25 protein-coding genes are annotated in these 25,330 nt (G+C 71.6%); 8 read left to right on the forward strand and 17 right to left on the reverse strand.

What is annotated here, in order from left to right; translation table 11 throughout:
* Positions 1-311: 311 nt before the first annotated feature.
* The gene (locus Msi02_RS28145; protein ID WP_204051066.1) at positions 312-941 is read right to left on the reverse strand and encodes a TetR/AcrR family transcriptional regulator; all 630 of its coding nucleotides are present in this window, start codon (positions 939-941) and stop codon (positions 312-314) included.
* Between the two features lie 72 nt (positions 942-1,013).
* Here Msi02_RS28145 and Msi02_RS28150 point away from each other — a divergent pair, with 72 nt between their 5' ends.
* A complete protein-coding gene (locus Msi02_RS28150) occupies positions 1,014-2,579 on the forward strand; it encodes an FAD-dependent oxidoreductase (protein WP_204051067.1) in 1,566 nt (521 codons plus the stop codon).
* 182 nt (positions 2,580-2,761) lie between these two features.
* Complete coding sequence (locus tag Msi02_RS28155; RefSeq protein ID WP_079320098.1) at positions 2,762-3,418, forward strand: GNAT family N-acetyltransferase; 657 nt, start codon at positions 2,762-2,764, stop codon at positions 3,416-3,418.
* Between the two features lie 79 nt (positions 3,419-3,497).
* Here Msi02_RS28155 and Msi02_RS28160 read toward each other — a convergent pair whose 3' ends face one another.
* Positions 3,498-4,031: a hypothetical protein gene (locus tag Msi02_RS28160; protein WP_079320078.1), complete on the reverse strand. Its 534-nt coding sequence runs from the start codon at positions 4,029-4,031 to the stop codon at positions 3,498-3,500.
* A 227-nt stretch (positions 4,032-4,258) separates the two neighbouring features.
* On the opposite strand from Msi02_RS28160, the gene Msi02_RS44050 reads away from it, so the two are divergent.
* The gene (locus tag Msi02_RS44050; protein WP_204051068.1) at positions 4,259-7,255 is read left to right on the forward strand and encodes an AfsR/SARP family transcriptional regulator; all 2,997 of its coding nucleotides are present in this window, start codon (positions 4,259-4,261) and stop codon (positions 7,253-7,255) included.
* A 257-nt stretch (positions 7,256-7,512) separates the two neighbouring features.
* Here Msi02_RS44050 and Msi02_RS28170 read toward each other — a convergent pair whose 3' ends face one another.
* Genes Msi02_RS28170 through Msi02_RS28180 form a run of 3 tightly spaced genes read right to left on the reverse strand, consistent with a single transcriptional unit; the run spans position 7,513 to position 10,108 of the window.
* Complete coding sequence (locus Msi02_RS28170) at positions 7,513-8,991, reverse strand: DUF7059 domain-containing protein (RefSeq protein ID WP_373308319.1); 1,479 nt, start codon at positions 8,989-8,991, stop codon at positions 7,513-7,515.
* Positions 8,992-9,002: 11 nt separating this feature from the next.
* Entirely contained in the window at positions 9,003-9,593 is a 591-nt protein-coding gene (locus Msi02_RS28175) for a TetR/AcrR family transcriptional regulator (protein ID WP_204051069.1), read from the reverse strand.
* The gene (locus Msi02_RS28180) at positions 9,590-10,108 is read right to left on the reverse strand and encodes a GNAT family N-acetyltransferase (RefSeq protein ID WP_204051070.1); all 519 of its coding nucleotides are present in this window, start codon (positions 10,106-10,108) and stop codon (positions 9,590-9,592) included. The genes Msi02_RS28175 and Msi02_RS28180 overlap by 4 nt, the downstream gene beginning before the upstream one ends.
* 80 nt (positions 10,109-10,188) lie before the next feature.
* Here Msi02_RS28180 and Msi02_RS28185 point away from each other — a divergent pair, with 80 nt between their 5' ends.
* From Msi02_RS28185 to Msi02_RS28195, 3 genes are all read left to right on the forward strand, one after another.
* Complete coding sequence (locus Msi02_RS28185; protein ID WP_204051071.1) at positions 10,189-10,656, forward strand: winged helix-turn-helix transcriptional regulator; 468 nt, start codon at positions 10,189-10,191, stop codon at positions 10,654-10,656.
* Between the two features lie 37 nt (positions 10,657-10,693).
* A complete protein-coding gene (locus Msi02_RS28190; protein ID WP_204051072.1) occupies positions 10,694-11,479 on the forward strand; it encodes an SURF1 family cytochrome oxidase biogenesis protein in 786 nt (261 codons plus the stop codon).
* 69 nt (positions 11,480-11,548) lie between these two features.
* Positions 11,549-12,745 (forward strand): amidohydrolase family protein, encoded by a 1,197-nt coding sequence (locus Msi02_RS28195; RefSeq protein ID WP_079320084.1) that lies wholly within the window; start codon positions 11,549-11,551, stop codon positions 12,743-12,745.
* On the opposite strand, the gene Msi02_RS28200 is transcribed toward Msi02_RS28195, so the two are convergent.
* Together Msi02_RS28200 and Msi02_RS28205 are read right to left on the reverse strand one after the other, a co-directional pair.
* Positions 12,742-13,608, reverse strand: coding sequence for an alpha/beta fold hydrolase (locus Msi02_RS28200; protein ID WP_204051073.1), 867 nt, complete (start codon positions 13,606-13,608; stop codon positions 12,742-12,744). The two genes, Msi02_RS28195 and Msi02_RS28200, sit on opposite strands and share 4 nt — an antisense overlap.
* Positions 13,605-14,051: a GNAT family N-acetyltransferase gene (locus Msi02_RS28205; protein ID WP_204051074.1), complete on the reverse strand. Its 447-nt coding sequence runs from the start codon at positions 14,049-14,051 to the stop codon at positions 13,605-13,607. Before Msi02_RS28205 ends, Msi02_RS28200 begins: the two co-directional genes overlap by 4 nt.
* Before the next feature lie 95 nt (positions 14,052-14,146).
* On the opposite strand from Msi02_RS28205, the gene Msi02_RS28210 reads away from it, so the two are divergent.
* Complete coding sequence (locus Msi02_RS28210; RefSeq protein WP_204051075.1) at positions 14,147-15,085, forward strand: TetR/AcrR family transcriptional regulator C-terminal domain-containing protein; 939 nt, start codon at positions 14,147-14,149, stop codon at positions 15,083-15,085.
* Here Msi02_RS28210 and Msi02_RS28215 read toward each other — a convergent pair.
* The 10 genes from Msi02_RS28215 to Msi02_RS28260 form a co-directional block, all read right to left on the reverse strand.
* On the reverse strand, positions 15,079-15,879 hold the full coding sequence (locus tag Msi02_RS28215; protein ID WP_204051076.1) for an ABC transporter ATP-binding protein: 801 nt from the start codon (positions 15,877-15,879) through the stop codon (positions 15,079-15,081). The genes Msi02_RS28210 and Msi02_RS28215 overlap by 7 nt on opposite strands.
* On the reverse strand, positions 15,876-16,718 hold the full coding sequence (locus Msi02_RS28220) for an ABC transporter ATP-binding protein (RefSeq protein ID WP_239108774.1): 843 nt from the start codon (positions 16,716-16,718) through the stop codon (positions 15,876-15,878). The genes Msi02_RS28215 and Msi02_RS28220 overlap by 4 nt, the downstream gene beginning before the upstream one ends.
* Complete coding sequence (locus Msi02_RS28225; protein ID WP_204051077.1) at positions 16,715-17,545, reverse strand: ABC transporter permease; 831 nt, start codon at positions 17,543-17,545, stop codon at positions 16,715-16,717. The genes Msi02_RS28220 and Msi02_RS28225 overlap by 4 nt, the downstream gene beginning before the upstream one ends.
* Positions 17,542-18,519, reverse strand: a complete 978-nt coding sequence (locus Msi02_RS28230; RefSeq protein WP_079320088.1) for an ABC transporter permease — start codon at positions 18,517-18,519, stop codon at positions 17,542-17,544. The genes Msi02_RS28225 and Msi02_RS28230 overlap by 4 nt, the downstream gene beginning before the upstream one ends.
* 22 nt (positions 18,520-18,541) lie before the next feature.
* Positions 18,542-20,092, reverse strand: a complete 1,551-nt coding sequence (locus Msi02_RS28235) for an ABC transporter substrate-binding protein (protein ID WP_204051078.1) — start codon at positions 20,090-20,092, stop codon at positions 18,542-18,544.
* Between the two features lie 25 nt (positions 20,093-20,117).
* Positions 20,118-20,840 (reverse strand): DUF1684 domain-containing protein, encoded by a 723-nt coding sequence (locus Msi02_RS28240; RefSeq protein WP_204051079.1) that lies wholly within the window; start codon positions 20,838-20,840, stop codon positions 20,118-20,120.
* 110 nt (positions 20,841-20,950) lie between these two features.
* Positions 20,951-21,286, reverse strand: coding sequence for a YkvA family protein (locus tag Msi02_RS28245; protein WP_079320091.1), 336 nt, complete (start codon positions 21,284-21,286; stop codon positions 20,951-20,953).
* A gap of 73 nt (positions 21,287-21,359) precedes the next feature.
* Positions 21,360-22,781: an amidase gene (locus Msi02_RS28250; protein WP_204051080.1), complete on the reverse strand. Its 1,422-nt coding sequence runs from the start codon at positions 22,779-22,781 to the stop codon at positions 21,360-21,362.
* A 62-nt stretch (positions 22,782-22,843) separates the two neighbouring features.
* Positions 22,844-23,833, reverse strand: a complete 990-nt coding sequence (locus Msi02_RS28255) for an LLM class F420-dependent oxidoreductase (RefSeq protein WP_204051081.1) — start codon at positions 23,831-23,833, stop codon at positions 22,844-22,846.
* Between the two features lie 26 nt (positions 23,834-23,859).
* Positions 23,860-24,507: a TetR/AcrR family transcriptional regulator gene (locus Msi02_RS28260; RefSeq protein ID WP_239108775.1), complete on the reverse strand. Its 648-nt coding sequence runs from the start codon at positions 24,505-24,507 to the stop codon at positions 23,860-23,862.
* Between the two features lie 154 nt (positions 24,508-24,661).
* On the opposite strand from Msi02_RS28260, the gene Msi02_RS28265 reads away from it, so the two are divergent.
* The gene (locus Msi02_RS28265) at positions 24,662-25,330 is read left to right on the forward strand and encodes a hypothetical protein (protein ID WP_204051082.1); all 669 of its coding nucleotides are present in this window, start codon (positions 24,662-24,664) and stop codon (positions 25,328-25,330) included.

Raw genomic sequence — 25,330 nt, forward strand, 5'->3', positions numbered from 1 at the left:
CCCTGCCCCGACCGGCACTGTCAGCGCCGGCCGCACCGGGCACGCCGTCGCTGGTGTCCTGGCTTGCCTGCTCGCGGGCGGCTGAGCCCTCGGACGACCAATCAGAGCTATTCGAACGACGAAGGTGCTCAGGATCGAGATCGAACAGATCCATGGCACCTCCTCGTGAGATTCGAAAACTTGTATGAATTCTTTCACCTGCTCCTTACCTCCAGCAACCGCGAAAAGCGAATAGTTGGAGCAGCAGGTCAACCCGAAAAAAGGGGCAATAACACCAAAGGCGCTACTCACAAAAATGCCGAAGGCGCTATTCAGAACGCGTCGACGGCGCGTTCGACGGCGGCCATGGCGCGGTCGAGCAGGGCGACGCGGTCGGCGATCACGTCCTGCATGGGATCACCGGCGCGGATCCTGTCGATGCTGGTGACGTATACGGCGCGGTAGGCGGCGACCACCAGGGCGGCCGCGAGCCTCGGGGCCGGGTCGGCCGGGTCGGTTCCGGCCGCCTCGGCGAACAGACCGGCGAGCACGCCCTCGAACTCCTCGACCAGTTCCCTCGTCCGGGCCCTGAGCGCGGGCGAGTCCAGGATCACCTGCCAGAACACCTGATACCCGGGGCCGATCCCGCCGAGCGGGTGGCCTTCCCTGAGCATGCGGAGGAACAGCCGGCGCAGCGCGGCGAGCGGGCTCTCCCCCTCGGCCCGTTCCCGTACGGCCCGGGTGACCAGCTCGACCGCCTCCGGGTAGCGGTCGAGGAACAGGTCCTCCTTGCGGGGGAAGTAGTTGAAGACGGTCTTGGTCGAGACTCCGGCCGCCTCGGCGACCTCGGCGACCGTGACGTTGTCGAACCCACGCTGCATGAACAGGCCCGAGGCCACATCCGAGATGAGCGAACGGGTCTGCCGCTTCTTCCGCTCACGCAGCCCCAAGGTATCCGTCACCCATCTCACTCTAGTTGCTAAAAACTTATAGTGACAGTAAGTTTATAGCAACGGTAACTACGGGGAGGACAGATGTCGTACGACGTCGTTGTGGTCGGCGGGGGACCGGTCGGCCTGATGCTGGCCTGCGAGCTGCGACTGGGCGGGGCGTCCGTAGTGGTGCTCGAACGGCTCACCGAGATAGACCCGACGATCAAGGCGGGAGCGCTGAACACGCCCAGCGTGGAGGCGCTCTACCGGCGCGGCCTGCTGCCGGCGCTCAAGGAGGCCCACGACCGGACGCTGGAGCTGATGGCCACGTTCATGCGGGGGCGGGCTCCCGCCGAAGGGCCGCGTCGGACCCCGCCCAGGTTCGCCGGCCACTTCGCCGGGATGATGCTGAGCGCCGATCGGCTGGACGCCGACGACCCGGACCTGTCCGGTCACGGACCGGCCGCCGAGATCGGTCTGGTGTCGCAGCAGCAGCTCGAACAGATCCTCTCCGTACGCGCCGCCGAGCTGGGAGTCGAGGTGCGGCGCGGAGTGGAGGTGACCGGCTTCACCGACGACGGCGAGCGGGTCACGGTCACCACGACCGGCGGCCCGGTGCACGGCCACTGGCTGGTGGGCTGCGACGGCGGCAGGAGCACGGTGCGCAAGCTGGCCGGCTTCGAGTTCCCCGGAACGGACCCGGAGATCACCGCCTACCAGGCCGTCGCGGAGATGGAGGGCACAGAACACCTCGGCGTTGGCTGGCAGGCCACCCCGACCGGGGTTTACTCCCACGGGCCCGTGCCGGGCCGCATCCTCGTCGCGCGCTTCGACGGCGTCGCCCGCAGCGGGGCCGACAGGACCGCGCCGGTGACCCCGGAGGAACTGCAGGATGCGGTCAGGTATGTCACGGGCGCCGACGTGGTCGTCAAGGAGATCAGGACGGCCACCCGGTTCACGGACAACGCCCGGCAGGCGGCGACCTACCGGCTCGGCCGCGTGCTGCTGGCCGGTGACGCCGCGCACGTCCACTCGCCCTTCGGCGGGCAGGGGCTGAACCTGGGGCTGGGCGACGCCGTGAACCTCGGCTGGAAGCTCGCGGCCGTCGTACGAGGGCAGGCGCAGGAAGGGTTGCTCGACACCTACACGCGGGAGCGGCACCCGATCGGCGCCTGGGTGCTCGACTGGACGCGCGCCCAGATCGCCCTGATGCGTCCCGACGCCCACGCGCGGGCGGCGCGGGCGGTGGTCGCCGACCTGATCGAGACGGTCGCCGGCACCACCTACTTCGTCAAGAAGATCTCGGGCGTCTGGCAGCGGTACGACATGCCCGGCGACAGCGGGCATCCCCTGGTGGGACGCAGCGCGCCGGACTACGAGTTCGAGGACGGCTCACGGCTCGCCGATCACCTCCACGACGGGCGCGGCCTGCTCGTCCGCCAGAGCGGATCCAGGTTCGGCGGCACGGTGGTGGACGGCTACGGGGACCGGGTCACCACCGTCACGACGGCGATACACGACCCGCACGCTCCCGCCGCTCTTCTCGTGCGCCCGGACGGGTTCGTCGCCTGGGCGGAGGACCCGGACGGCGCCGATGCCGAGGGGCTCGCGAACGCGCTGGAGACCTGGTTCGGCGCGCCCGCGGACGTTCCCGCCGCCCTCCGCTGAACCGTTCGCCGGGCACCGTGGATCTTTGGCCAAATCTTTACCCTGGCCGCCCGCCACGCGAGACCCGGATCAAGGCGCTGACCTGCGGTTTCTCCTCCGGGCACACCCCTTAACCCAGCCCCCGCCAAGATGTCTCGTGTCATTTGGTATCACCCGTGGTCAGCAGCCCCCATCATGTGCTCATGCCCGCTTTTGTCACCCTGTCCGGGCGCTCCGTGCGCCTGGAACCGCTCAGCTTCGCGGTGCTCGACGACCTCGTCGCCGCGGCGAGTGAAGACCGTTCTACGTACGCCTTCACTCGCGTTCCCGCTGGCCGGGATGAGATGGTCTCCTACGTGGAGGCCGCCTTGGCTGAGCAGGCGGAGGGCCGCACGCTGCCCTTCGCCATCCGGTGGCTGCACACCGACCGCGTGGTCGGTGCCACCCGTCTGATGAACCTGGAGTACTGGCAGGGCCCGATGCCCTGGCCACCGGGTACGAAGGGCGCGGTGGGCGAGGTCCCGTCCGTCGCGGACATCGGGTACACCTGGCTCGCCGCGTCGGCCCAGGGCACCGGTGTCAACCGGGAGAGCAAGTACCTGATGCTCTCCCTGGCCTTCGAGACCTGGCAGGTTCACCGGATCACCCTCAAGGCAGACGTACGCAACACCCGATCCCGGGCCGCCATCGAGGCCCTCGGCGCGCACCTCGACGGTGTGCGACGAGCGGACAGCCGAGGCGCCGACGACACGGTCCGAGATACCGCCTACTACTCGATCCTGAGTCCCGAGTGGCCCGCCGTACGCGAACGTCTCCGCGTGAGGCTGGGTCTCCTGGAAGCGGCGTCGGAAGCAGCGTGATCAGCCCATAGAGAAGAGCGGCCCGTCCCGGAAGGGACGGGCCGCGTCATGCGGGGGGGTGCCGGGAGGGGGACGGTCGTCAGGCGTCGTAGCCGAAGTCGTCCTCGTAGGCGTTGTAGATGTCGTGCCAGGAGCCGCACTTCACGGGGAAGTTGCTGTACTGACCGATCTGGCAGACCTTCGCCTGGACCTGGGCGACGTCGTAGCGCCAGAAGTTGATCTGCTTGTAGCCGCCGGCGCCGCAGTACTTGTACGACTTGAAGCTGGAGGACCAGTCGTCCTCGCCGTCGTCCCAGGACGACACGCGGAACTTGATGTACGCGCACTTGCCGCCCTCGCTGTAGGTGCGGTGGTCGTTGTCGTACAGCTTGCCGGTGACGTGGACCCGGTTCGACTCCTCGTCGTCGTAGTTCACGTCGACGTAGCCCTTGGCCTTGGCGAGGTGGTTGGAGGACCAGTAGGTGCCCCACCAGCCGTCGTAGTCCCAGTCGTCGTGGTGCGAGGCGGACGCGGCGGATGCGGGGGCGGCGTTGGCGGCGGTCGCGAGGGCCGGCAGCCCGAGGGCGGCGACGGCGGCGGCTGCGGCGAGACCGAGGGTGATGGTGCGTCGCATTTCGGTTCTCCTGTTCGAGGACGATCCCCCGATGCGGGGTGCTGTCGGGGTTGCACCTCAGTGATAGGCCCGCCCGCCTGCAACCTGCTTTCAGCGCTCTCCCCGTGGTTTGCAGGCCGCTTTCAAGCACCTGAACGCACACTGAACCGGCGCGCTCGGTCCTACTGCCGCCGAGCGGCACGATCTATCATTTGGTCGGAAATCTTGCCATCGGGAGACAGGTCGACATGCCTGATCACGCCGCCGCGGGCGGCCTGCGCTTCGCCGTGCTCGGACCCGTCCTGGCGTGGTGCGACGGCGTCGAACTCGACCTCGGCACGCCCTTGCAACGCTCCATTCTCGCGATGCTCCTGCTGCGGGAGGGCCACGCGGTCACGCCGGACGAGATGATCGACGGCGTGTGGGGCGAGGACGCGCCCCCGCGCGCGCTCGGCGCGTTGCGCACCTACGTCTCCCGCCTGCGCACCGTCCTGGAGCCGGACCGTTCCCCGAGGACCCCGCCGCGGCTGCTGACCTCTGTGGGCCGGGGGTACGCGCTGCGGCTCGACCCCACCCGCTTCGACCTCGCCGTCTTCGAGCGCGAGTGCGCCGCCGCCGAGGCCGACCGCCGTACGGGCCGGGCCGGGGAGGCCGCCCGGCGGCTGCGCGGGGCCTTGCGCCTGTGGTCGGGCGAGCCGCTCGCCGGCGCGGTCGGCCCGTACGCCGAGCACCAGCGCGACCGCCTGGCCGAGCGCCGGATGAGCGCGGTCGAGACGCTCATGGAGCTCGACCTGGAGCTGGGCCGGCACGCGGAGATCGTCTCCGAGCTGGTCGCGCTCGCCGCCGAACACCCGCTGCGCGAGCGCTTACGCGCCCAGCTCATGCTGGCCTACTACCGCTGCGGCAGGCAGGCCGAGGCGCTGTCGGTCTTCACCGAGACCCGGCAGGCGCTCGTGGAGGAGCTCGGCATCGAGCCCGGGGCCGAGCTGACCGGCCTGCACCGGCGGATCCTCGCCGCCGACCCCTCCCTCGCCCTCGCACCCCCTCCCGTACGGCTCTCGCCTCAGGATGTCCACGATGACGCCGCGACGGCCGAGACCGGCCCCGCGATCGAGATGCCGAGACCGGCGCAGCTCCCGGCGGCCGTGCCCGACTTCACCGGACGCACCGGCCTGGTGCGGAGGCTGCTCGCGCTGCTCCGCGGGGAGGGGGCGGGAGAGGGCGTGCCGATCGCGGCGATGTCGGGCATCGGCGGCGTGGGCAAGACGACCCTGGCCGTCCACGTGGCCCACCTCGCCCAGGAGCTGTTCCCCGACGGCCAGCTCTACGCCGACCTGCGGGGATACGGCGCCGAGCCGACCGCGCCCGAGACGGCGCTGGTGGCGTTCCTGCGCGCTCTCGGCATCCCGATGGACGTGATCCCCGACGGCCTGGCCGAGCGCTCCGCGCTGTTCCGTTCGCTGCTCGCCGACCGCAGGATGCTGGTGCTGCTCGACAACGCCCGCGACGCCGAGCAGGTCGAGCACCTGCTGCCCGGCTCGGCCGGGTGCGCCGCGATCATCACCAGCCGGGGCAAGCTGGCCGACCTGCCCGCGGCCCGGCTCGTCGACCTCGACGTGATGGAGCCCGAGGAGGCGTTGTCGCTGCTCGCGGCGGTCGCGGGACCCGAGCGGGTGGCGGCGGAACGGGCCGCCGCCATGGACGTGGTCGCCGCCTGCGGCTTCCTGCCGCTGGCCGTGCGGATCGTCGCGGCCAGGCTCGCGTCGCGGCCATCGTGGACGGTGGCCTCGCTCGTCCCCCGGCTCGCCGACGAGCGCCGCCGCCTCGACGAGATGAAGATCGGCAACCTGGCGGTCTCGGCCACGTTCGCCCTCGGGTACGGCCAGCTCGACGCCCGGCAGGCGCGGGCGTTCCGGCTGCTGTCACTGCCGGCGGGCTCGGGCATCTCGGTCTTCGCGGCGGCGGCCGTGCTCGACCTCACTCCTGCCGAGGCCGAGGACGTGATCGAGTCCCTGGTCGACGCCAGCCTGCTTGAGGCGCCCGCGCCGGGCCGCTACCGCTTCCACGACCTGCTCAAGCTGTTCGCCCGGCGGCAGGCGGAGGACGCCGAGGAGCCCGCGGCCCGCGCGCTCGCCCTGCGGCGGCTGCTCGGCTTCTACCTGGCGTCGGCGGGCGCGGCCCACCGGCTGGCGTACGAGGGCAGCGCGATCGCCGACAACCTCACCGACCTGGGCGTGCGGGGCCATTCCTTCTCCTCGGCGGACGAGGCCGTGGCCTGGTTGTCGGCCGAGGCCGAGGACATGTTCGGAGCCGTGGCCCAGGCGGCTGCGGCCCAGGACGCGTCGGGTGAGGACCTGCTCGCGGCGGCCGACCTGCTGCTGGCGATGGAGCCGCTGCTGGAGTCGGGCACCAATCAGCGAGACTTCGAGCAGCGCACCTCGGCCCTGCTGACGGCGACGCGCCGGGCCGGTGAGCGACGCGGCGAGCTGCGCTGCCGCTACGTGCTGGGCCGGGTGCTGTTCGGCGCGAACCGGCTGGCCGAGGCCGAGGCCCATTTCCTCGCCGCGCGGACGCTGGGCGAGGAGACCGGCGACCACATCGTGCTGGGCGAGACGTGCAACGCGCTGGCGGTCGTCGCCGGCCGCCGGCGCCGCCACACCGAGGCGCTCGAATGGTTCGACCGGGCGACCGCGGTCCACCGGGAGACGGGCAACCCCGCGGGCGAGGCGCTGGCGTCGTGCTACTCGGCCCGCGACCACCTGGGCCTCGGGCGGCCGGACGACGCCATCGCCGCGGCCGAGCGCGGGCTGGCGGTCTTCTCCGAGATCGGCAGCGGCGCCGGGATGGCCCGCGCCCGCTACCACCTCGGCAACGTGCTGTCACATGTCGGGCGGCTCAACGAGGCCGTCGTCCACCACGCCGAGTGCCTGGCCTTCTTCCGGGCGAGCAACCAGCGGGTCTGGGAGCAGCGGGTCTGCTACCGGCTGGCCGCCACCTTCATCGCCGCCGGGCGGTTCGCCGAGGCCGCCCGGCACGCCGAGCAGGCGCTGATCGTGAGCCGCGAGATCACCCACCCGTACGGCGAGGCGCAGTCACTGGCCGCCCTCGGCAAGGCCCTCGCGAGCCTCGGGGAGACCGGCCGGGGCAGGGACGCCCTGGTCAAGGCCCTCGACATCTTCACCCGGCTCGGCTCTCCCGAGGCCGACGACATCCGCGCGCTCCTGCGCCAGCAGGTCGAGACCTGAGTCGAACCGCAGGTCGTCGTCGAGCCGGCTCATCCGGACGTGGTTGATCACATCGACCACCGATCTCCGCTTGTGGGGGCTGGAACCGCCCGGCCGGCCGCCTGTCGCCACTGGGGCGCGCAGGGGCCCGGATCCTTCCGGTGCGCCCCGTGGCGACTCGCCGCCTCACGTTGACGACCGGCCGGGCTTCTGCGCGGGCTTCGAACCCCCCCGAAGCCCGCACAGGACCACTGTCGCCCGGGCCGTTCAAACTCCGATCAACGGAGGCTTGCAACCGTCAGGAAGCCCTCGGCGATCAGGGGGCGCAGTGCCCCGGGGGCGTCGCGGAGCACCGCGGCGGGGTCCTCACCGGTCAGCTCGGCGATCGCGGCGAGCAGCGGGCGCGTGGGCAGATCACCGTCGCACACCCCCGCCAGGGCCGCCTCCACCGTTCCCACGGCGACCGTACGGCGCGCACCCCGGGTCTGCCGCAGGACGATGCGGGAGGGGTCGTCGGCGCCGGGCGGGCCGACGCGTTCCTCCACGACGCCCTCGGCGACCTTCAGCCGCGCGTCGAGCAGGTCGTCGTCGGACAGCTCGTGGGCGGCGCGCGCCGCGCGCAGGACCTCCTCGACCAGCGCGCCGGACGGCGGCTCGACCGGCTGCGTCATCTCCTCCACCCGCACGAGCGGGCTCAGCGTGCCGGAGTCGTGCAGGGCGATCCAGCCGAAGCCGACGCCGGTCACGTCCATCGACTCGAACCAGCCGAGCCACTCGTCGTAACGCTCCCGGTAGGCCGACGTGCCGTGTTCCGCGGAGTCCCGCAGCCACAGCTCGACGTACTCGGCCGGGTCCTGCACGTCGCGCTGCACGGCCCAGCCGTCGCAGCCGGTCTCCGCGAGCCAGCCGCCCACCCTGTCCTGCCAGTCCTCGCCCTTGACGTGCAGCCAGTTGGCGAGGAAACGCGCCTGGCCGCCTTGGGCGAGGTGGCGGGGCGTGCGCCGTACGAGGTCGCGGCAGAACTCGTCGCCGCGCCGCCCGGCCTCCCGGTAGGTGTACCTGGCCTCGGGCGCGATGACGAACGGCGGGTTGGACACCACGAGGTCGAACCGCTCGCCGTCCACCGGGTCGTACGTCGAGCCCTCGCGCGCCTCGACGCCGGTCACGCCGGACAGGCCCCAGCTGAGGCGGGCCAGCCGCAGGGCCCTGCGGTTCACGTCGGTCGCGACGACGTGCTCCGCCCTGGGCGCCAGGTGCAGCACCTGCACGCCGCAGCCGGTGCCGAGGTCGAGCGCCCGGCCGACCGGGGCGGTCCAGCCGAGCTGGGCGAGGTTGGCCGACGCGCCGCCCGCTCCCACCACGTGGTCGGTCCGCAGGGAGGGGTCGCCGGGCCGCACCTTGCGGTCGGACACGACGTACGCCGGGTCGCCCGTTCCGGTGTCCCACGGTTGGAGGTGCACGGTGGCCTGCACGGAGTCGCCCAGGCGCACCAGCAGCCCGGCCTCGATGAGGTCCTGCAGCGGGAGGTCGGCGGCGGCCAGGCTGACCGGGGCGCCCAGCCACCACAGTCGGATCAGCGTGGCGAGGGGGTCGGCGTCCCTGGTGGCGCGCAGCGCGGGCACGATCTCCTCACGGGCCAGGGCGGAGGCGGCCATGTCGCCCAGCCGCTCACGCACGCCGTCGATCGTGTAACCGGCCTCCACGAATCTGTCGCGAAGCCGCCGGACCAGGTCAGAAGGGGCGTCCACGCCTCGAATCTATCGCGGGGCTACGGCATCTTGAGGCTGTTCCAGGCGGCCTCGCCCAGCTCGCGGATCTCCTCCTGCGTGGGCTGGTGGGCGCCGGTGAACCACAGGCGGCACATCTCCTGCGCCGGGCCGAGCCACAGCACGTAGCACATGGTGGCGGGGACGGGGCGGAGCACGCCGTCCTTCATGTGCGGCCGCCACCAGTCGGCGACCTGCCGGAAGAACTCGCGTCTCGACTCGGCGACCTCAGGCCCGCCGGGCTCGTTGCGCCGGGGCGGGCGCTCGCTGATCAGCAGGCGGGCGCGCTCGGGGTGCTCGCCGCACCAGGCCATGTGCATGGCGACGATGGCCTCGATGCCGGCCCGGGCGTCCTCGTGGCGGACGAGTTCGCTGACGAAGGCGTCCTGGTACATGTCCAGGATCTCGGCGTAGAGCACGCCGAAGACGTGTTCCTTGCTCGTGAAGTGGTGGTAGAAGCTGCCGACGCTGACGCCGCTCTCCTGCCGGAGGCTGGCCAGGGTAGTGGCCGACACCCCGCTCTGGCTGAACCTGCGCAGGGCGCCCTCGATGATCCTGGCCCTGCCGTCTCGTCCGCTCTTCGCGTTCTTCACATAGTCAATGGTGAACCAACAGAACCTTGTTCTGCAAACGCAAGGTCGGCTTTGATCTCGACGGATGTGCCGTGTGCGTCGATTGTGGCAGAGGGCCAGGCCCTCCGCACCATGGACAGCACCCGCCGGTTCTCCGTCATGACGTCCATGCCGACGACGACCGCGCCGCGTACGGACGCCCGCCGCAGGAGGGTGCGCACGAGCCGCGAGCCCACACCGAGGTTCTGCCACCGGTCGTCCACCACGACCGCGATCTCCGCCTCGCCCTCCGCCAGGTGGCTCATGGCGTGCCCGATCACGGCGTCGCCGTGCAGCGCGAGCAGCGCGTCCCGCCTGTCGTCGCGCGCGGTCATCGCGCGGATCAGGCTCGCGCTCGGCCGGCCCGGGCCGACGAAGAAGCGGTTCGTCAGCGTGGCCTGCGACAGGCCCTCCAGGAAGAGCCGCACCCGCTCCTCGTCGTCGCCCGGACGCGCCGCACGGATGTCCACGATGGGCCTGACCTGAGTTCCCAACATGGACTCAGCTTCCCCCGAGCCTGCTGAGTCTGTCAAGTAGACTTAGATGCCGGGAGGATGTTGTGGTTACGATGCGCGACATGCGGCGTTACCGGGTGGACAACTGCTCCATCGAGCGAACCCTCGCCGTGCTCGGCGAGAAGTGGACGTTCCTGGTCCTCCGGGAGGCGTTCAACGGCGTCCGGCGGTTCGCCGACCTTCAGACGCGCACCGGCGCGCCCCGGCAGGTGCTGAGCGCGCGGCTGTCCCGGCTCGTGGACGAGGGCCTGCTGCGCAAGGTGCCCTACCAGGAGCCCGGCCAGCGCCAGCGCGACGAGTACCGGCTCACCCAGAAGGGCCTCGACCTCTACCCGATCATGATCGCCCTCATGCACTGGGGCGACCGCTATGTGGCCGATCCCGAGGGGCCGCCGGTCATGGTGACCCACCGCGACTGCGGGGCGCCCGTCGCGCTGCACCTGGTGTGCGAGGAGGGCCACGAGGTCGGCGGCCCGCGCGAGGTGACCCCCCGCCCCGGCCCCGGCGCCCGCCTCAGCACCCCGGCCTGACGGTGAGACCGGTCATGGCGCTGCCTAGGCTGGTGGCGTGTACCGGTTCCTCCTCTCACGCCGCTGGGTCGGGCTGCACCTGCTCGTGCTCGTGCTGATCCCCGCCTTCTTCTTCCTGGGAAGGTGGCAGTGGGGGCGGTTCGAGGAGCGGTCGGCCGACAGCGCGAGGATCACCGCCAACCTCGCCGCCGCACCGGTGCCGCTCGACCGGCTGGACCGGACCGGCGCGTCCGTGCCGGAGCGGGACAGGTATCGCCTCGTCACCGCCACCGGGCGGTACGACCCCGCCCACGAGCTCGTGGTGCGCAGGCGCACCCTCAACAGCCGCGTCGGGTTCTACGTGGTCACCCCGCTCGTCACGCCGCAGGGCGCCGTGCTGGTGAACCGGGGCTGGGTCCCGGCCGGGGCGACCGCCGACGCCCCGCCGCAGGTGCCCGCGCCGCCCACCGGAGAGGTGACCGTCACCGGACGGCTCCGCCCGGCCGAGACGCAGGACAACACCGGCATCAGGAACCGGTCCGGGCTGCCGTCCGGGCAGATCCTGCTGATCGACACGCCCCGCATCGCCCAGGGCCTGCCGTACGCGGTCTTCGGCGGGTTCGTGGAGCTCACCGTGCAGCAGCCGCAGGGCGGTCCCGCGCCCGAACTCCTGCCTCCGCCCGACGTGGGCGCCGGTGGCGGGCTCAACCTGGCGTACGCCGTGCAGTGGTGGCTGTTCATCGGGATCGCGGTGGGCGGCTGGGTGCTGCTGATGCGCCGGGAGGCCCGTGACCTCCGGACGGAGCAGGAGTCACAGGATGTGACCGTACGCGCCGCAAGGTGAGCGAACGGATACCAACCGGAGACCTCGCAGCTTGTACGGTGTTATCCCTTGGCCCTACCGTTTACTACCGTGACTACGCCGCTGCATCCCGACCCAGAGCCGAGGCGGCGGGACTACGTGATCATCTCGGTCGATGATCACCTGATCGAGCCGGCCGACCTCTTCGAGGACCGCCTCCCGGAGAAGTACAAGGACCTCGCGCCCAAGGTCGTGGAGACCGAGTCGGGCCACCAGGTGTGGCGGTACGGCGGCGCCACCTATCCCTGCGCCGGGCTCGACGTGGGCGCGGGCCTGCCCAAGGAACAGTGGACGCTCGACCCCGTCCGTTTCGAGGACATGCGGCCGGGCTGCTACGACATCGAGGCCCGGATCGGCGACATGGACCGGGCCGGGATCTGGGCGGCCCTGTGCTTCCCCGGCATGCTGGCGAGCCAGGCGGGGGTGGCGTTCGGCCGCACCCGCGACCAGGATCTCGGGCTCGCGCTCGTGCGGGCCTGGAACGACTGGCACGTCGACGTGTGGGCAGGCACCTACCCCGAGCGCATGATCGCGCTCCAGCTTCCCTGGCTCCCCGACCCGGAGATCGCGGCGAAGGAGATCAGGGCCAACGCGTCACGCGGTTTCAAGGCCGTCGTGTTCCCCGAGTTCCCCACCCGGCTGCGGCTGCCGTCCATCCACAGCGGCCACTGGGACCCGTTCTTCGCCGCCTGCGAGGAGACCGGTACGGTCGTGTGCCTGCACACCGGCGCGTCCTCCTGGGCGCCGGTGCCCTCACCGGACACCCCGGTCGAGGCGATCACCACGCTGATCCCGGCGAGCGCGATGTTCGCCTGCGCCGACTGGCTGTGGTCGGGCGTGGCGCTGCGCTTCCCCAAGCTGCGCATCCTCATCGTGGAGGGCGGCGTCGGGTGGCTGCCGATGCTGGCCGAGCGGGCCGACTACGCGCTCGACCACCCGGTCGCCGGCGAGCCGAGCTGGGAGGGCGGCCTCAAGCCCAGCGAGGTGCTGCGGCGCAACTTCTTCTTCGGCACGCTCGACGACAGCGCGCTGAGCTCGGTGCGGCTCGCCGTGGGCATGGAGCGCGTGCTGCTGGAGGCCGGCTACCCGCGCGCGGAGTCCACCTGGCCCGACACCCAGCGCGCGGTGGCCCGCAACCTCGGCAGCCTGCCGCCCGCCGACATCGCCAGGGTCTCGTACGGCAACGCCGCCCGCCTGTTCGGCCACCCGCTGCCCTCGCGGGCCTGGCTGCGGCAGGAGCAGCTCTAGGGTCGGGGCGTCAGAAGTTCGACGAGGATGCCCACCAGTTCGGGCCGGTTGAACGGGCCGACGTGAGGGGCGGCGACGCTGCGTACGTCGGTCGGGTTGTCGGGGGTGAGGCGGTCGGCCTCGGCGATGAAGCGGTCCTGCAGGGCCGGCGGGATCAGCCGGTCCTGCGTGAAGCGGATGTAGGTGCGGGGGATCCGGCCCCAGGTGTGCGCTTCGCCCCGGGCGTCGGCCACAGGGATGCTGACGGGTTCGTCCGGCTGGAACGTGTTGAGCAGCCGGGTCATGGCCTCGTCGGTGAAGTCGCCGGCCAGGCACTCCCTGATGCCGTCGATGAGCGCCGGATCGGCCGTGCGCCAGTTGACCCTGGCCACCCCCAGGACCGCAGGGTCGCCGACCACAGCGGCGGTCACCTGCGGGAGCAGACTGTCGGCGTTCTCCTGGGTGGAGAGGTAGGCGCTCAGGTTGGGCAGGTCCACGCAGCAGTACGCGGCGGTGTAGATCACGCGGTCGAGCAGGTCGGGGATCGCGTTGCCGACTCTGCTCACCACGACGCCGCCCTGGCTGGCGCCGGCCAGGATCACGGGGCCGTGGCGGCGGGCGCGGCGCACCACGTCCACAACGCGTTCGGCGTAGTCGTCGATGGTGAGCTTGGCGAGCGGGGACGACTCGGTGGCCAGGGCCTCCAGATCCTGCGGAGCCTGGTAGGCGCGGGGGTAGAACGCATCGTCGCCGTGTCCGGGGAGATCGACGGCCACGGCGCGGTGTCCGCGCAGGGTGAGCTCGGTGATCAGGCCGGAGGCCAGGTACGACGATGAGTGGGTGCCGTGGACGAACACAAGGGTCGGCTGTGCTTCACGGGTCATCGGTTGTCTCCTTCTTGTGCTGGTTGACGCCACATCGGCCACAGGAGCGGACCGTCGGCCACGCGTACCGGCTCGCCGAGATCCGCGAAACCGTGTCGCAGGTAGAGGGCGCGGCTGCGGGCCGAGCTCGCCTCCAGGTATGCGGGGACCCCGTCGGCGTCCGCCCGCTCCAGGCGGTGCCGCAACATCGCCGAGCCGAGCCCGGCGCCCTGCCACCCGCCGAGCACGCCGATGCAGGGCAGGTACAGGTGCGGCTCGGCGGCGGGGTGCGCGAGCAAGGGGCGGTAGTAGTGCCTCTGGAGGCGGCCGCGGTCGCCTGCCGCGGGGAAGAGCCAGCGGACGAGGGGGTCGTTCATGAACGCCTCGGTCAGGACGTCCAGCACTGCCTGGGCGCCCTCGTCACCGGCCCGCCACACGGTTGCGTACGACGTATCGGTTGTCATGCGTACAGCGTATTGAGAATGGCCGATGAAATGCCGCTATGGCGGAGAGAAGTGTACTGGCCGACATCGAAAGTGAACTAGTACACTCTAGTCTCGTGCCGTCCGCGATCCCGCCCTATCAGCAGATAGTCACCGAGATCCGCACCCGGATCCTGACCGGCGAGCTGCGTCCCGGCGAACGCATGCCCTCCATCCGCCAGATCGCCGGGCGTTGGGGCGTGGCGGTCGCGACCGCGACGAAGGTGATGGCGGCCCTTCGCGACGAAGGGCTGGTGGAAACGAAGGTCGGCGCCGGCGCGGTCGTCACCCTCGGCCGCGGGCAACCGGCCGCGCGGCAGCGGCAGGCGGGCGCGGGCATCCCCAAGCAGGCGCTGAACCGCAAGCACACTCTCCGCACCGCCATCGCGATCGCCGACAGAGAGGGGCTCGACGCCGTCTCCATGCGCCGGATCGCGGCCGAGATGGGCGTCGGCCCGATGTCGCTGTACCGGCATGTGGCGGGCAAGGACGAGCTGGTCATGCAGATGGCCGACGAGGTGTTCGGCGAGGCGGAACTGCCCGCCCCAGGGCCGGACGGCTGGCGGGCCAAGCTCGAACTGATCTCCCGCCGGCAGTGGGAGCTGTGCCGCAGGCACCTCTGGCTGCCCAGGGCGGTCTCGTTCACCCGCCCGCTGCTGGCGCCCAACATGATGGAGCACACAGAGTGGACACTGCGCGCCCTCGACGGACTCGGGCTGCCCATGACGACCCGGATCCGCGAGGCGCTCGCCCTGCACGCGCTGGTCGTCTCCGCCGCGCTGTCCATGGCGCAGGAGGCCGAAGCCGAGCAGGAGACTGGCGTGACGCTCGACCGGTGGTGGCTGGCCCAGCAGGAGCGAGCCGACGCGCTCCTCGGCACCGGGCGGTTCCCGCTGCTGGCCGCCATCGCGGAGGAGACGGTGACGGACGTGGACGGACTGTTCGAGTACAGCCTGGCCCGCCATCTCGACGGGTTCGCCGCCATGCTGCACAGGGATGCTGCTCGTCGTCAGTGACCGGGTGCCTTGAGATCTGTGTTGCTGGTGGCGGCGGGCGGGGGCAGCCGGGGGACGCTGTCGATCAGCCGTCGCGTGTAGGGATGGCGGGGAGCGCCGAGCACCTGGGCGGTGTCTCCCCGCTCGACGATCCGGCCCCGCTCAAGCACGGCCACCTCCTGGCAGAGGGCGGCCACCACGGCCAGGTCGTGCGACACCATCACGACCGTGAGCGCTCGAGTCTCCCGAAGCTCGTGCAGCAGGTCGACGATGCGTACGCGGGTGGAGACGTCGAGCGCGCTGACCGGCTCGTCGGCGAGCAGCACGCGGGGCTCGCACACGATCGCCCGCGCGATGGCGATGCGCTGCCGCTGCCCTCCCGAGAACTCCTGCGGATAGCGGCTCGCGGCGTCCTCGGGCAGTCCGACCGCGTCCAGGGCCGCCGCGACGCGGGCGGCCATGTTCTCCCTGAGGCCCAGCGAACGGAGGGGTTCCGACACGATCCTGCCCACCCGCTGCCGGGGGTCGAGGGACGAGTACGGGTCCTGGAACACCGTCTGCACGCCGCGCCGGAACTCCCGCATCAGGGCCCGGTCGCGCGGCGCGAGATCCCTCCCCTCGTAGAGGACCTGTCCGCTCGTCGGCCTGGCCAGCCCGAGCAGCAGGCGCAGCAGCGTGGTCTTGCCCGCGCCCGACTCTCCCACCAGCGCGAGGCTGCGTCCGGGGGTGACGGCGACCGAGACGTCCGTGAGCACGGGGGCCGAGCGGCCGTAGGCGAAGCCGGCGTCCCGCACCTCCAGGATGGGCCGGGTCATGGCGCCCTCCAGTCGTCGAGCACGTCGTCGAGGGCGCTGTCGAGCCGCCGCGCGCTGCCCACCAGCTGCCTCGTGTACGGGTGGCGCGGCGCGTTGACGACATCGTCGACGCTCCCGGACTCCACCGCCGCGCCGTTCTTCAGGACGATGACGCGCTCGGCGATGCGCGAGACGACCGCCAGGTCGTGGCTGATGAACAGCAGCGCCATCCCCCGTTCCCGCACCAGGCCGTCGAGCAGCGCGAGGACGTCGGCCTGCACGGTGACGTCCAGGGCGGTCGTGGGCTCGTCCGCGATGAGCAGGGCGGGGTCGCAGGCGAGGGCCATGGCGATCGCCACCCGCTGACGCTGGCCGCCGGAGATCTCGTGGGGGTACGCCCGGGCGATCCGCTCGGGATCGGGCAGCCGCACCTCCTCGAGCGCGGCCGTCACCGCCGCGTCCAGGGCCCGTCCGCGCAGGCCCCTCCTGCGCCGGAGCGGCTCGGCCACCTGACGGCCCACGCGCATGAGCGGATCGAGGGCGGTGAGCGGCTCCTGGAAGACCGTGCTCGTCGCCCGGCCGCGCAGCGAGGTGAGCCGCCGCTCCCCCGCCCCCACGACCTCGGTGCGGCCGAGCCCGGGCGCGTCGAACACGACACTGCCCGAGACGGCCATCCCGGGAGGCGTGAGACCCGTGATCGCCAGGGCGGTCATGGACTTGCCCGACCCCGACTCCCCGATCAGGCCCAGCCGCTCGCCCGCGTCGAGCGTGAACGACACGTCCGAGACGAGGTCGCGGCCCTCGGGGCTCCGCACGTGCAGCCCCGCCACGGCGAGAAGGGTCGCCCGATCCCCTGTCACCTCGTCCTCCTCCGGGTCGGGTCGGCCACGTCGCGTACGCCGTCGGCGATCAGGTTGACGCCGACGACGAGGACGACGAGCAGGACGCCGGGGGCGATCACCCCCGCCGGGGCGATGAACACGCTCGCCTGGGCCTCCTGGAGCATCCGCCCCCAGGAGGCGTTCGGGGGCGGCGCGCCCAGGCCGAGATAGGACAGGCTCGCCTCCGCCAGGACGGCCAGCCCGAACTGCAGCGCCAGGTTGACCGACAGCGTCGGCCAGATGTTCGGCAGCACGTGTTCGAGGATGATCCGGGGCCATGACGTCCCCGAGGTGCGCGAGGCCGTGATGAAGTCCTGGGCCAGGACGCGCTTGACCAGCACCCGGGTGAGCCGGGCCACGATCGCCGACATCGCCAGCCCGATCGCGATGACCGCCGAGCCGAGCGACGCCTCTCGCGCGGCGGTCACGAGCATGGCCAGGAGCACGGTCGGGAAGGCGATGAGGATGTCCAGGAGGGCCGAGATCGTGTCGTCGAGCCACCGGGTGGCGAAGCCGGCGGCGAGACCGCCCGCCAGGCCCACGAGTCCGCCGATCAGCACCGACCCCGCTCCCGCCTCCAGGGCGACCCTCGCGCCGATCATGAGCTGGGTGAGCAGGTCCCTGCCGAGCTTGTCGGTCCCGAGCAGGTGAGGCAGGCCCGGGGGCATCAGCCGGTCGCCCGAGGTGTCGTCCGGCGCATAGGGCAGCCAGAAGAACGACAGGACCGCCACGGCGAGGACGAGACCGGCGAGGACGCAGCCGGCGATCAGCGTCGCCGACCGGGGAACGCGGCGGCGCGTGGTCATGCGCCGTCCCCGGAGAGGTTCCCGCCGAGCGAGCGGCGCAGCCGCGGATCGATGAGCCGCTGGACGAGGTCGGCCGCGAACCCGATGAGCAGCACGGCGAACGTGCTCACCACCAGGATCCCCTGGATGACCGGATAGTCGTGCTGCGCGAAGCCCTTCACGAGCATGCCGCCGAGCCCCGGCAGCGCGAACACGCTCTCCACCACGACCGCGCCGAGGAAGGTGGTGGCGAGCTCGATGCCCAGGATCGAGACGACCGGGACCACCGCGTTGCGCAGGCCGTGCCGCCACATCGCCCCGATGAACGACGAGCCGAGCGCCCGCGCCGTACGCAGGTAGTCGCTGCCCAGCACGTCGAGGGTGGCCGACCGGACGTAGCGGATCAGGGAGGCCGACATGACGAGGGCGATCGTGACGACCGGCAGAGTCAGCGAGGTGAGCGCGTCGCCCGGGTTCGCCCAGTCGTCCTGGGGGAACCCTCCGGCCGGCAGCACGCCGAGGTGGAGCGAGAACACCGTGATCAGCAGCATGCCCACCCAGAAGACGGGCACCGCGATGCCAAGTTGCGACAGCGCGCTGAGCACCGAGCCATACCAGGTGCCCGCCCGGTAGGCCGCGACGAAACCGACCGGTACGGCGATCACGACGGCCAGCAGGAAGGCGAGCAGGGTCAGCGGAACCGTCACGACGAGGCGGGCGGCGATCTCGGGGCCCACAGGAAGCGTGCTGACGAACGAGGTGCCGAGGTCCAGCCTGGACATCTCGCCGAGCCACGAGACGAACTGCACGGGCAGCGGCCGATCCGTCCCGATCTGGTGACGGGCGGCCGCGACCTGCTCCGGGCTCGCCCCGACCGACAGCAGCGCGTTGGCGGGGTCGCCCGGAAGCAGGCGCAGCAGCAGGAACAGCACCACGGCGGCCAGGAACAGCGAGACGACGAGGAACGCCGTCCGGCGCAGCAGATAAACGGTCATGAGGACGTCGCGGACGCGGGCGTCAGCCCCGGCCGCCGCTCTTCTTGATGCCGTACGCGTAGAACTGCGAGTTCAGGCCGTTCACGGGGTAGCCCGACAGCGACGAGGACGCCACGACGATCTGCGGGTAGAGGTAGAGCCAGTCGCTGGCCGCGTCGGCGGCGATCTGCTGGTTGACCTTCTTGAGCAGCTCAGTCTGCCCGTCGGCCGTGTCGGACTGCTCGGCCTGCTCGACCCACTTCGTGACCTGCGGGTTGTCGTAGCCCCAGTAGAAGTCGGGGTTGCCGTACCAGACCACGTCGCGGTCGTTGACGTGCTCCTGCAGCGTCGCCGCGAAGTCGCGGTTCTTGTAGACCTTGGTGTACCACTCGTCGGCCGTGATGACGTTGATGTTCACGGTGATCCCGACCTTCGCCAGTTCCGACTTCACGAACGTCGCGACGGTCGGGTGGGGGTCGTAGTTCGGCGTGTCGAGCGTGAAGGAGAAGCCGCTCCCGTAGCCCGCCTCGGCGAGCTCCTTCTTCGCCAGGTTGGGGTCGTACGGGTTGACCGTGGTGAGGTCCTCGTACCAGGGGTCGGTGGGCGGCACCATCGAGCCGATCAGCGTGCCGTACTTGCCCCAGATCGAGCTGAGCAGCTTCTTGTTGTCGATCGAGGACGTGATCGCCTTGCGGACGAGCACCTTGTCGAACGGCGCCTTGCGGTCGTTGAACGCCAGCAGCAGCTTGGTCGTCGACTGGCCGTTGTTGACCTTGTAGTCCCCGTTGTTCTCGAAGTTCGCCAGCGCGTCGGGGCTCTGCTCGCTGGTCACGACGTCGACCGCCTTGGTGAGCAGGGCGTTGTTCAGCGCGGTCGCGTCGGTGAAGTAGTGGAACACGACCTGCTTGTTGGTCGCCGGGGTGCCCCAGTAGCCGGGGAAGCGCTCGAGGGTGAGCGAGGAGCCGCGCTTCCAGGTCCCCAGCGTGTAGGGGCCGGTGCCGTCCTCCGTGGTCGTCAGGCTCTTGGCCTGGGAGTTGACGATCCACACGTAGCTGAGGTTGTAGACGAGCGAGATCGACTTGCTGGAGAGTTTCACCGTGACCGTGGAGTCGTCCGGCGTGTCGATGCTCTTGATCACGCTGAGGCTGCTCTTGCGGGCCGACTGGGAGTCGGGACCGGTGACCTTCTCGATGCTGTACTTGACGTCGGCCGAGGTGAGCGGCTTGCCCGAGTGGAACTTCACGCCGCTCCTCAGCGTGAAGGTGTACGTGAGCCCGTCCTTGCTCACCGTGTGGTCCTTCGCCAGCAGGCTCTCGACCTTGCCGTCGTCGGTGAGCCTGAACAGGCTCTCGTAGACGTTGCCGTTGAACGCCTCCGTCACGCCCTGTCCGCCCCCGGCCGTGTTGTCGAGGTTCTGCGGCTCGTAGAGCGACCCGATCTCGATCGTCGCGTCCGGGTCGTACGCCGCCGTCGCCCCGGCGCCGCCCGTGGAGGCGGAGGACCCGGCCGAGCCGGAGGAGCCCGACCCGCACCCGGTGAGGGCGAGCGCGAGCACGAGTGCGGCGCCGATCAGCGACGTCGTCTTGCTGTTCAACTGTTTCTCCTGGTCGGCGGGGTGATCAGTACGGCCGGAAGCCGTCGCGGAAGACGGGGAGCTTCTCTCCCGCCTCGACGGGCACGTCCAGCCGGTTCCGCGGGGGCGGCAGCGGACAGTTGTAGAAGGGCGAGAAGGCGCACGGCGGCGCGAAGGCGCGGTTGAAGTCGAGGACGACGCGTCCGCCGGGCTCGGGCTCCACCGTCAGGAACCGCCCGCCGCCGTACGTCGCCGAGCCGTTGGTGCGGTCGCCCACGACCAGGAGCAGCGTCCCCTCGTCGTCGAAGGCGGCCAGGTTGTACGGCGTGCCGTCGAGCGTGAAGGTGATGTCGCCGGGAACGACGTGCTCACGGGTGCCGCCGGCGTCGCGGGCGTGCTCGAAGGGCAGCAGCCGCGCGTCGGACACCGGCGTGAAGACGGCCTCGATCACCCACTCGGGGGCGAACGGGAAGACGTCGATGGTCTCGAAGTGGCGGATGGCGGGCGCGTCCGCGTCCCACAACCGGATGCCGTGCTCGGGCTCGCCGGTCGTGATGTGGGTCCGCTCGATCCGCGTGGCCGTGACGCTCGGCGGCCGGCCGGCGAGGGCGTCCTCCGGGGACACCTCCTCACCCGGGGCCGACCACAGGGTCTCGACCAGAGCCAGGTTGCCCCGCGGGGCCCGTACGGAGGCCAGCCGCTCCGCCCGCCACGCCTCCCACCCGGCGCGGGCGGCTTCGATCGTGGCTGCGGAGGCGCGTAAAGACATGGCGGTAATGCTCGTTTCGGTCGTTCGCTAAGATCAGCACCGTTGGCGATGTTTGAGCATTACCCTACAGATTAGGTAGGATTTGCGCCAATTGATCAGTCGCCTGTTGATCACTTGACGGTCGCCCGCGGGTTCCTCTCCCACTCGACGAACTGGCCGCTCTCGCCCAGCAGCGCGGTCGCCAGCCACAGGAACACGCCGAAGTCGTCGACCACGCCGATACCGAGGAGGAAGTCGGGGACCACGTCGATGGGCGACACGATGTACGCCACGGCCATGCCGAGCATCGCGATCTTGCCCTTGGTCAGGCCGGGGTAGTCGCCCTTCACCGCGGCGCGGAGCATCCGCGGCACGGCCCGCAGCCGGGCCCCGAGTCCCGGCGAGCCGGGCTTGGAGACCTCGCGGTAGGCGCGCCAGGTGGCCGCCGCACGTCCTGCCTTCACCATGAGGACACCTCCAGGGGGAGACCTCTGCCCGCTTTGCCCTCTGGTTAACGTACGGCGGCGCCCGGCCGGTTCCTCAGCCTCCCGCCATGGGGTGCTCGAACGGCTGTGCCGCCTCGATCTGCGACGCCACCCGGATCAGCAGGTCCTCCCGGCCGGCCGCGGCGACGAGCTGGACCCCCACCGGCAGCCCGGCGGCCGTACGGTGGAGCGGCAGCGAGATCGCGGGCTGGCCGGTGGAGTTGAAGGGCGAGGTGTAGGCGGCGCCGGCACCCGCTCGCTCCAGGCTCGGCCACAGGTCGTCGTCGCTGATCCACCCGAGGGGATAGGGCGCCACCGGAACCGTCGGCGTCAGCAGCAGGTCGAACCCGCCCGTCCACCAGGTCGCCATCCGCCTGCGGTGCGCGTTCATCGCGCGCAACGCGCCGAGATAGTCCGTCGCGGCCATGGCCCGGCCGCCCTCGATCATGAGCCGGTTGCGCGGCTCCAGCTCGTCCGGCTCGACCGGTCTGCCGCGCTCGGCCGCGAGGGCCTCCAGTTCGGCCGCGACGTTCGCGGCCACCAGCGTGCCGTAGTGCCGGGGGAACTCGGCGTCGGCCAGCGCATCGGGGTGGCCGGGCGTCACGTCGTGGCCGAGCGACTCCAGCAGACCTGCGGCCCGCGTCACCGCCGCGGCCACGTCCGGGTCCTGCGGCAGGTCGCCGCGCGGATGGACGGCGACGAAGCCGATCCGCAGCCTGCCGGGGTCCGCGCCCACCTCTCCGGCGAGCGGGCCGGGCAGCGCGGGCGCGGCGTAGGGGTCGCCAGGCGCCGCCCCGGAGATCACGTCCAGCAGCGCCGCCGTGTCACGCACGGTCCGGGTCACCACGCCCTCCACCGACAGGCCGCCCCACGACTCGGCCGCGTACGGGCCGAGGCTGGTGCGCCCTCTCGTTGGCTTGAGCCCGACCAGCCCGCACAGGCTCGCCGGGATGCGGATCGATCCGCCGCCGTCGCTCGCGGTCGCCACCGCCACCATGCCGGCCGCCACGGCCGCCGCCGAGCCGCCGCTCGACCCGCCCGCCGAGAAGGCCGGGTCGTACGGGTTGCGGGTCGGCCCGAACGCGGCGGGCTCTGTCGTGATCGTCGTCGCCAGCTCGGGCACGTTGGTGCGGCCGAGGACGACGAACCCGGCCCGGCGCAGCGCCGCGACGCTGTGGGAGTCCTCCTCGATCCGCACGCCGTCGTAGATCTTCGATCCGGCGCCGTACGGGTCGCCGGCCGACCGCCAGCCGATGTCCTTGAGCAGGATCGGCACGCCCCGGAAGGGGGCGTCGGCCGGGATGTCGCCGGCCTCGGCCAGCGCCTGCTCGAACCGCCGGTGGACCACCGCGTTGCACCGGCCGTCCACGGCCTCGATCCGGGCGATCGCGGCCTCGACCGCCTCCCTCGGGGACACCGCGCCGGTGCGCACCGCCTCGGCCTGTCCGATCGCGTCCAGCGACACAAACTCGTCCATGGGCCATGGTGGGGCGACCCGGGCGGGCTTGCGGGAGCGGTGTCCCGGTCAGCGGAACGGCGTCAGGCGCCCGGCGCGAGCGCCCGTACGGTGTCGGCGAGCGGCAGGTCTCCACCCGGCAGCGGGGCCAGCACGGGCGTGTCCAGCCCGGCGGCCACGTACTCCCGCACCCGGGCCCGGCAGGTCGCCGCGTCCCCGTGCACGACGAGGTCGTCCACGACCTCGTCGGGGATCGCCTTCAGCGCGGCCTTCCGGTCCCCGGCCGCCCACGCCTCCTGCATGGGCCGCAGCAGCTCTCCCCGGCCCAGCCACTCGTGGAACGCCGCGTACACCGGCACGGTGAGGTAGGCGGCAAGCAGCCGGCGGCCGATCTCGCGCGCCTTCGCCGCGTCCTCGGTCACGACGACGAAAAGCCGCGCGATCAGCTCGGTCTCCGGCCCCAGCTCGCCCCGCACCTTCCGTACGTCCCCGGGCGACAGCCAGTTGGTGATGGCGCCGTCGGCCTCGCGGGCGGCCAGGCGGAGCATCCCGGGCCGCAGCGCGGCGAGCACGATCTTCGGCGGCGTCGCGGGGGCCTTCTCCAGCCGGAAGCCCTTCACGGCGAAGGTCTCGTAGCTCTCGGTCACCTTCTCCCCGGCCAGCGCCGGCCGCAGGAAACGCAGGGTGTCGCGGACCCGCGCGTACGGCTTGTCGAACTCGCCGGCGTTCCAGTTGCCCACGATCACCGGGGACGACGCGCCGATGCCCAGCACGAACCTGCCCGGGGCGAGGTCCGCCAGCGTGGCCGCGGACATGGCCAGCAGGGCCGGGCCGCGGGTGTACACGGGGACGATCGCGGTGCCCAGGCGCAGGGACGGCGCCCACTCGGCCGCCAGGGCCAGCGGGACGAACCCGTCCGTGCCGCCCACCTCGGCCGACCACGCGTCGGTGTAGCCCAGCGCGGGCAGCTCGGTGACGAGCTCCCTCGACTCGACCGGCGTCTGCCCGAAGAACGGAATCGTCATGCCCCAGCGGTCCACGGCCACCCCTTCCAAGGTCTCGACCCCGACCATACCAACCGGACGGTATGGAGTCGCGGTCACGCCCGGAGTTCGTGGACCACCTCGATGACCTCCCTGGCCACGCCCTTGATGCCGGGCAGATGCGACAGGCCGACCAGCCGGTCGACGAGCGGGACGACCCGGTCGATCAGCCGGTAGGTGCGCGCGCAGCCGGGCGAGTTGTCGTGGACCCAGAACAACACGACCCCCATCCACAGCAGCCACAGCAGCTCGGGAAGCTCCTCGCGCAGTTCGTCGTCCATGCGCCCGGCCGATCCCTCGACCACCTCCCGGTAGAGCGCGATGGCCGACTCGCGGGCGGGCGCCGACTCGGCGCTGAACGGGCTCAGGGGGTTGCTGGGCTCCGCCGCGTGCTTGAAGAACTTCACCGCGAACTCGTGGTAGGGCTCGGAGATCCGCACCCATTCCCGCAGCACACCCCCGAGCCGTCCGGCGAAGGACCGCTCGGCGGCGAACACCTCACGGCACGCCGCCTCGTGCGTCGCCTGCGCGCGGTCGTAGTACGCCTGGACCAGCTGCTCCTTGGACCTGAAGTAGTAGTAGGCGTTGCCCACCGACACGCCCGCCTCGGCGGCGATGGCACGCATCGTGGTCGCCTCGTACCCCCGATCCCTGAACAACCGGAGGGCCGTCTCGACGATCAGCTCCCGTGTACTCTCGGCCACGCTCGTCACTGTACGGCTCGGGCCCTCATCCGGTCATGAACCGACAAGATGATCCACGGGTCGCGGCAAACCGCCTCGTGGCAGCGGGCGGACCGGCCTCCGCGTGTGGCATTGAAGACCTCAGCCCCCGTCGTCGACAGAGGAAACGAGGCACGTGGACGTCCGTCCGTCAAGGCGGGGGCTGGCCGGCATCGGCACCGCCGTCCTGATCTCCCTGCCCATGCAGCACGGCAGGGATCCCGTCCCACCGCCGTCCCCGGCTCCCACGGCCGCTCCCGCCGTCGGGGCGAGCGGGGAGGCGAGCGGTGCGGTCTCCCTCCCGCCGCTGCTGGCCGGCACGTTCATCGCCACGGTGAAGACCTGGGACACCACGGCGGCCGACGAGCGGATCGGCCACGCGCGGGCGGCGAGCCTGCTGCTGGACGCCGGGGTGCGCTGGAAGTCGACCGGAGACTGCGGCGACCGCCGCCGGCCGTACTGCACGTCGCTGGAGGCCATCCGCTATGGCACGCTGATGCGCACCATCGACCTGCGGCGCGACAGCGGCTGCCCGGTGACGGTCACCGGCGGCACCGAGGCCGGACACGCGGACGGCCGCTACAGCCACGGCAACGGCTACAAGGTGGACCTCGCGCACAACCGGTGCCTCGACGCGTACGTCACCCGGACCTACCGCTACTGGCGCACGCGTGGGGACGGCGCCGCCTTGTATCGCCCACCGTCGTCGGACCCGGACCCGGACCGGGATCCGCAGGCCGGGCCCGACGAGTGGTTCGCCGTGTGGGCGGACGAGCCCACCCACTGGGACGTGCTGTTCAGGTGA

This window comes from Microbispora siamensis (assembly GCF_016863095.1).
Taxonomy (GTDB): domain Bacteria; phylum Actinomycetota; class Actinomycetes; order Streptosporangiales; family Streptosporangiaceae; genus Microbispora; species Microbispora siamensis.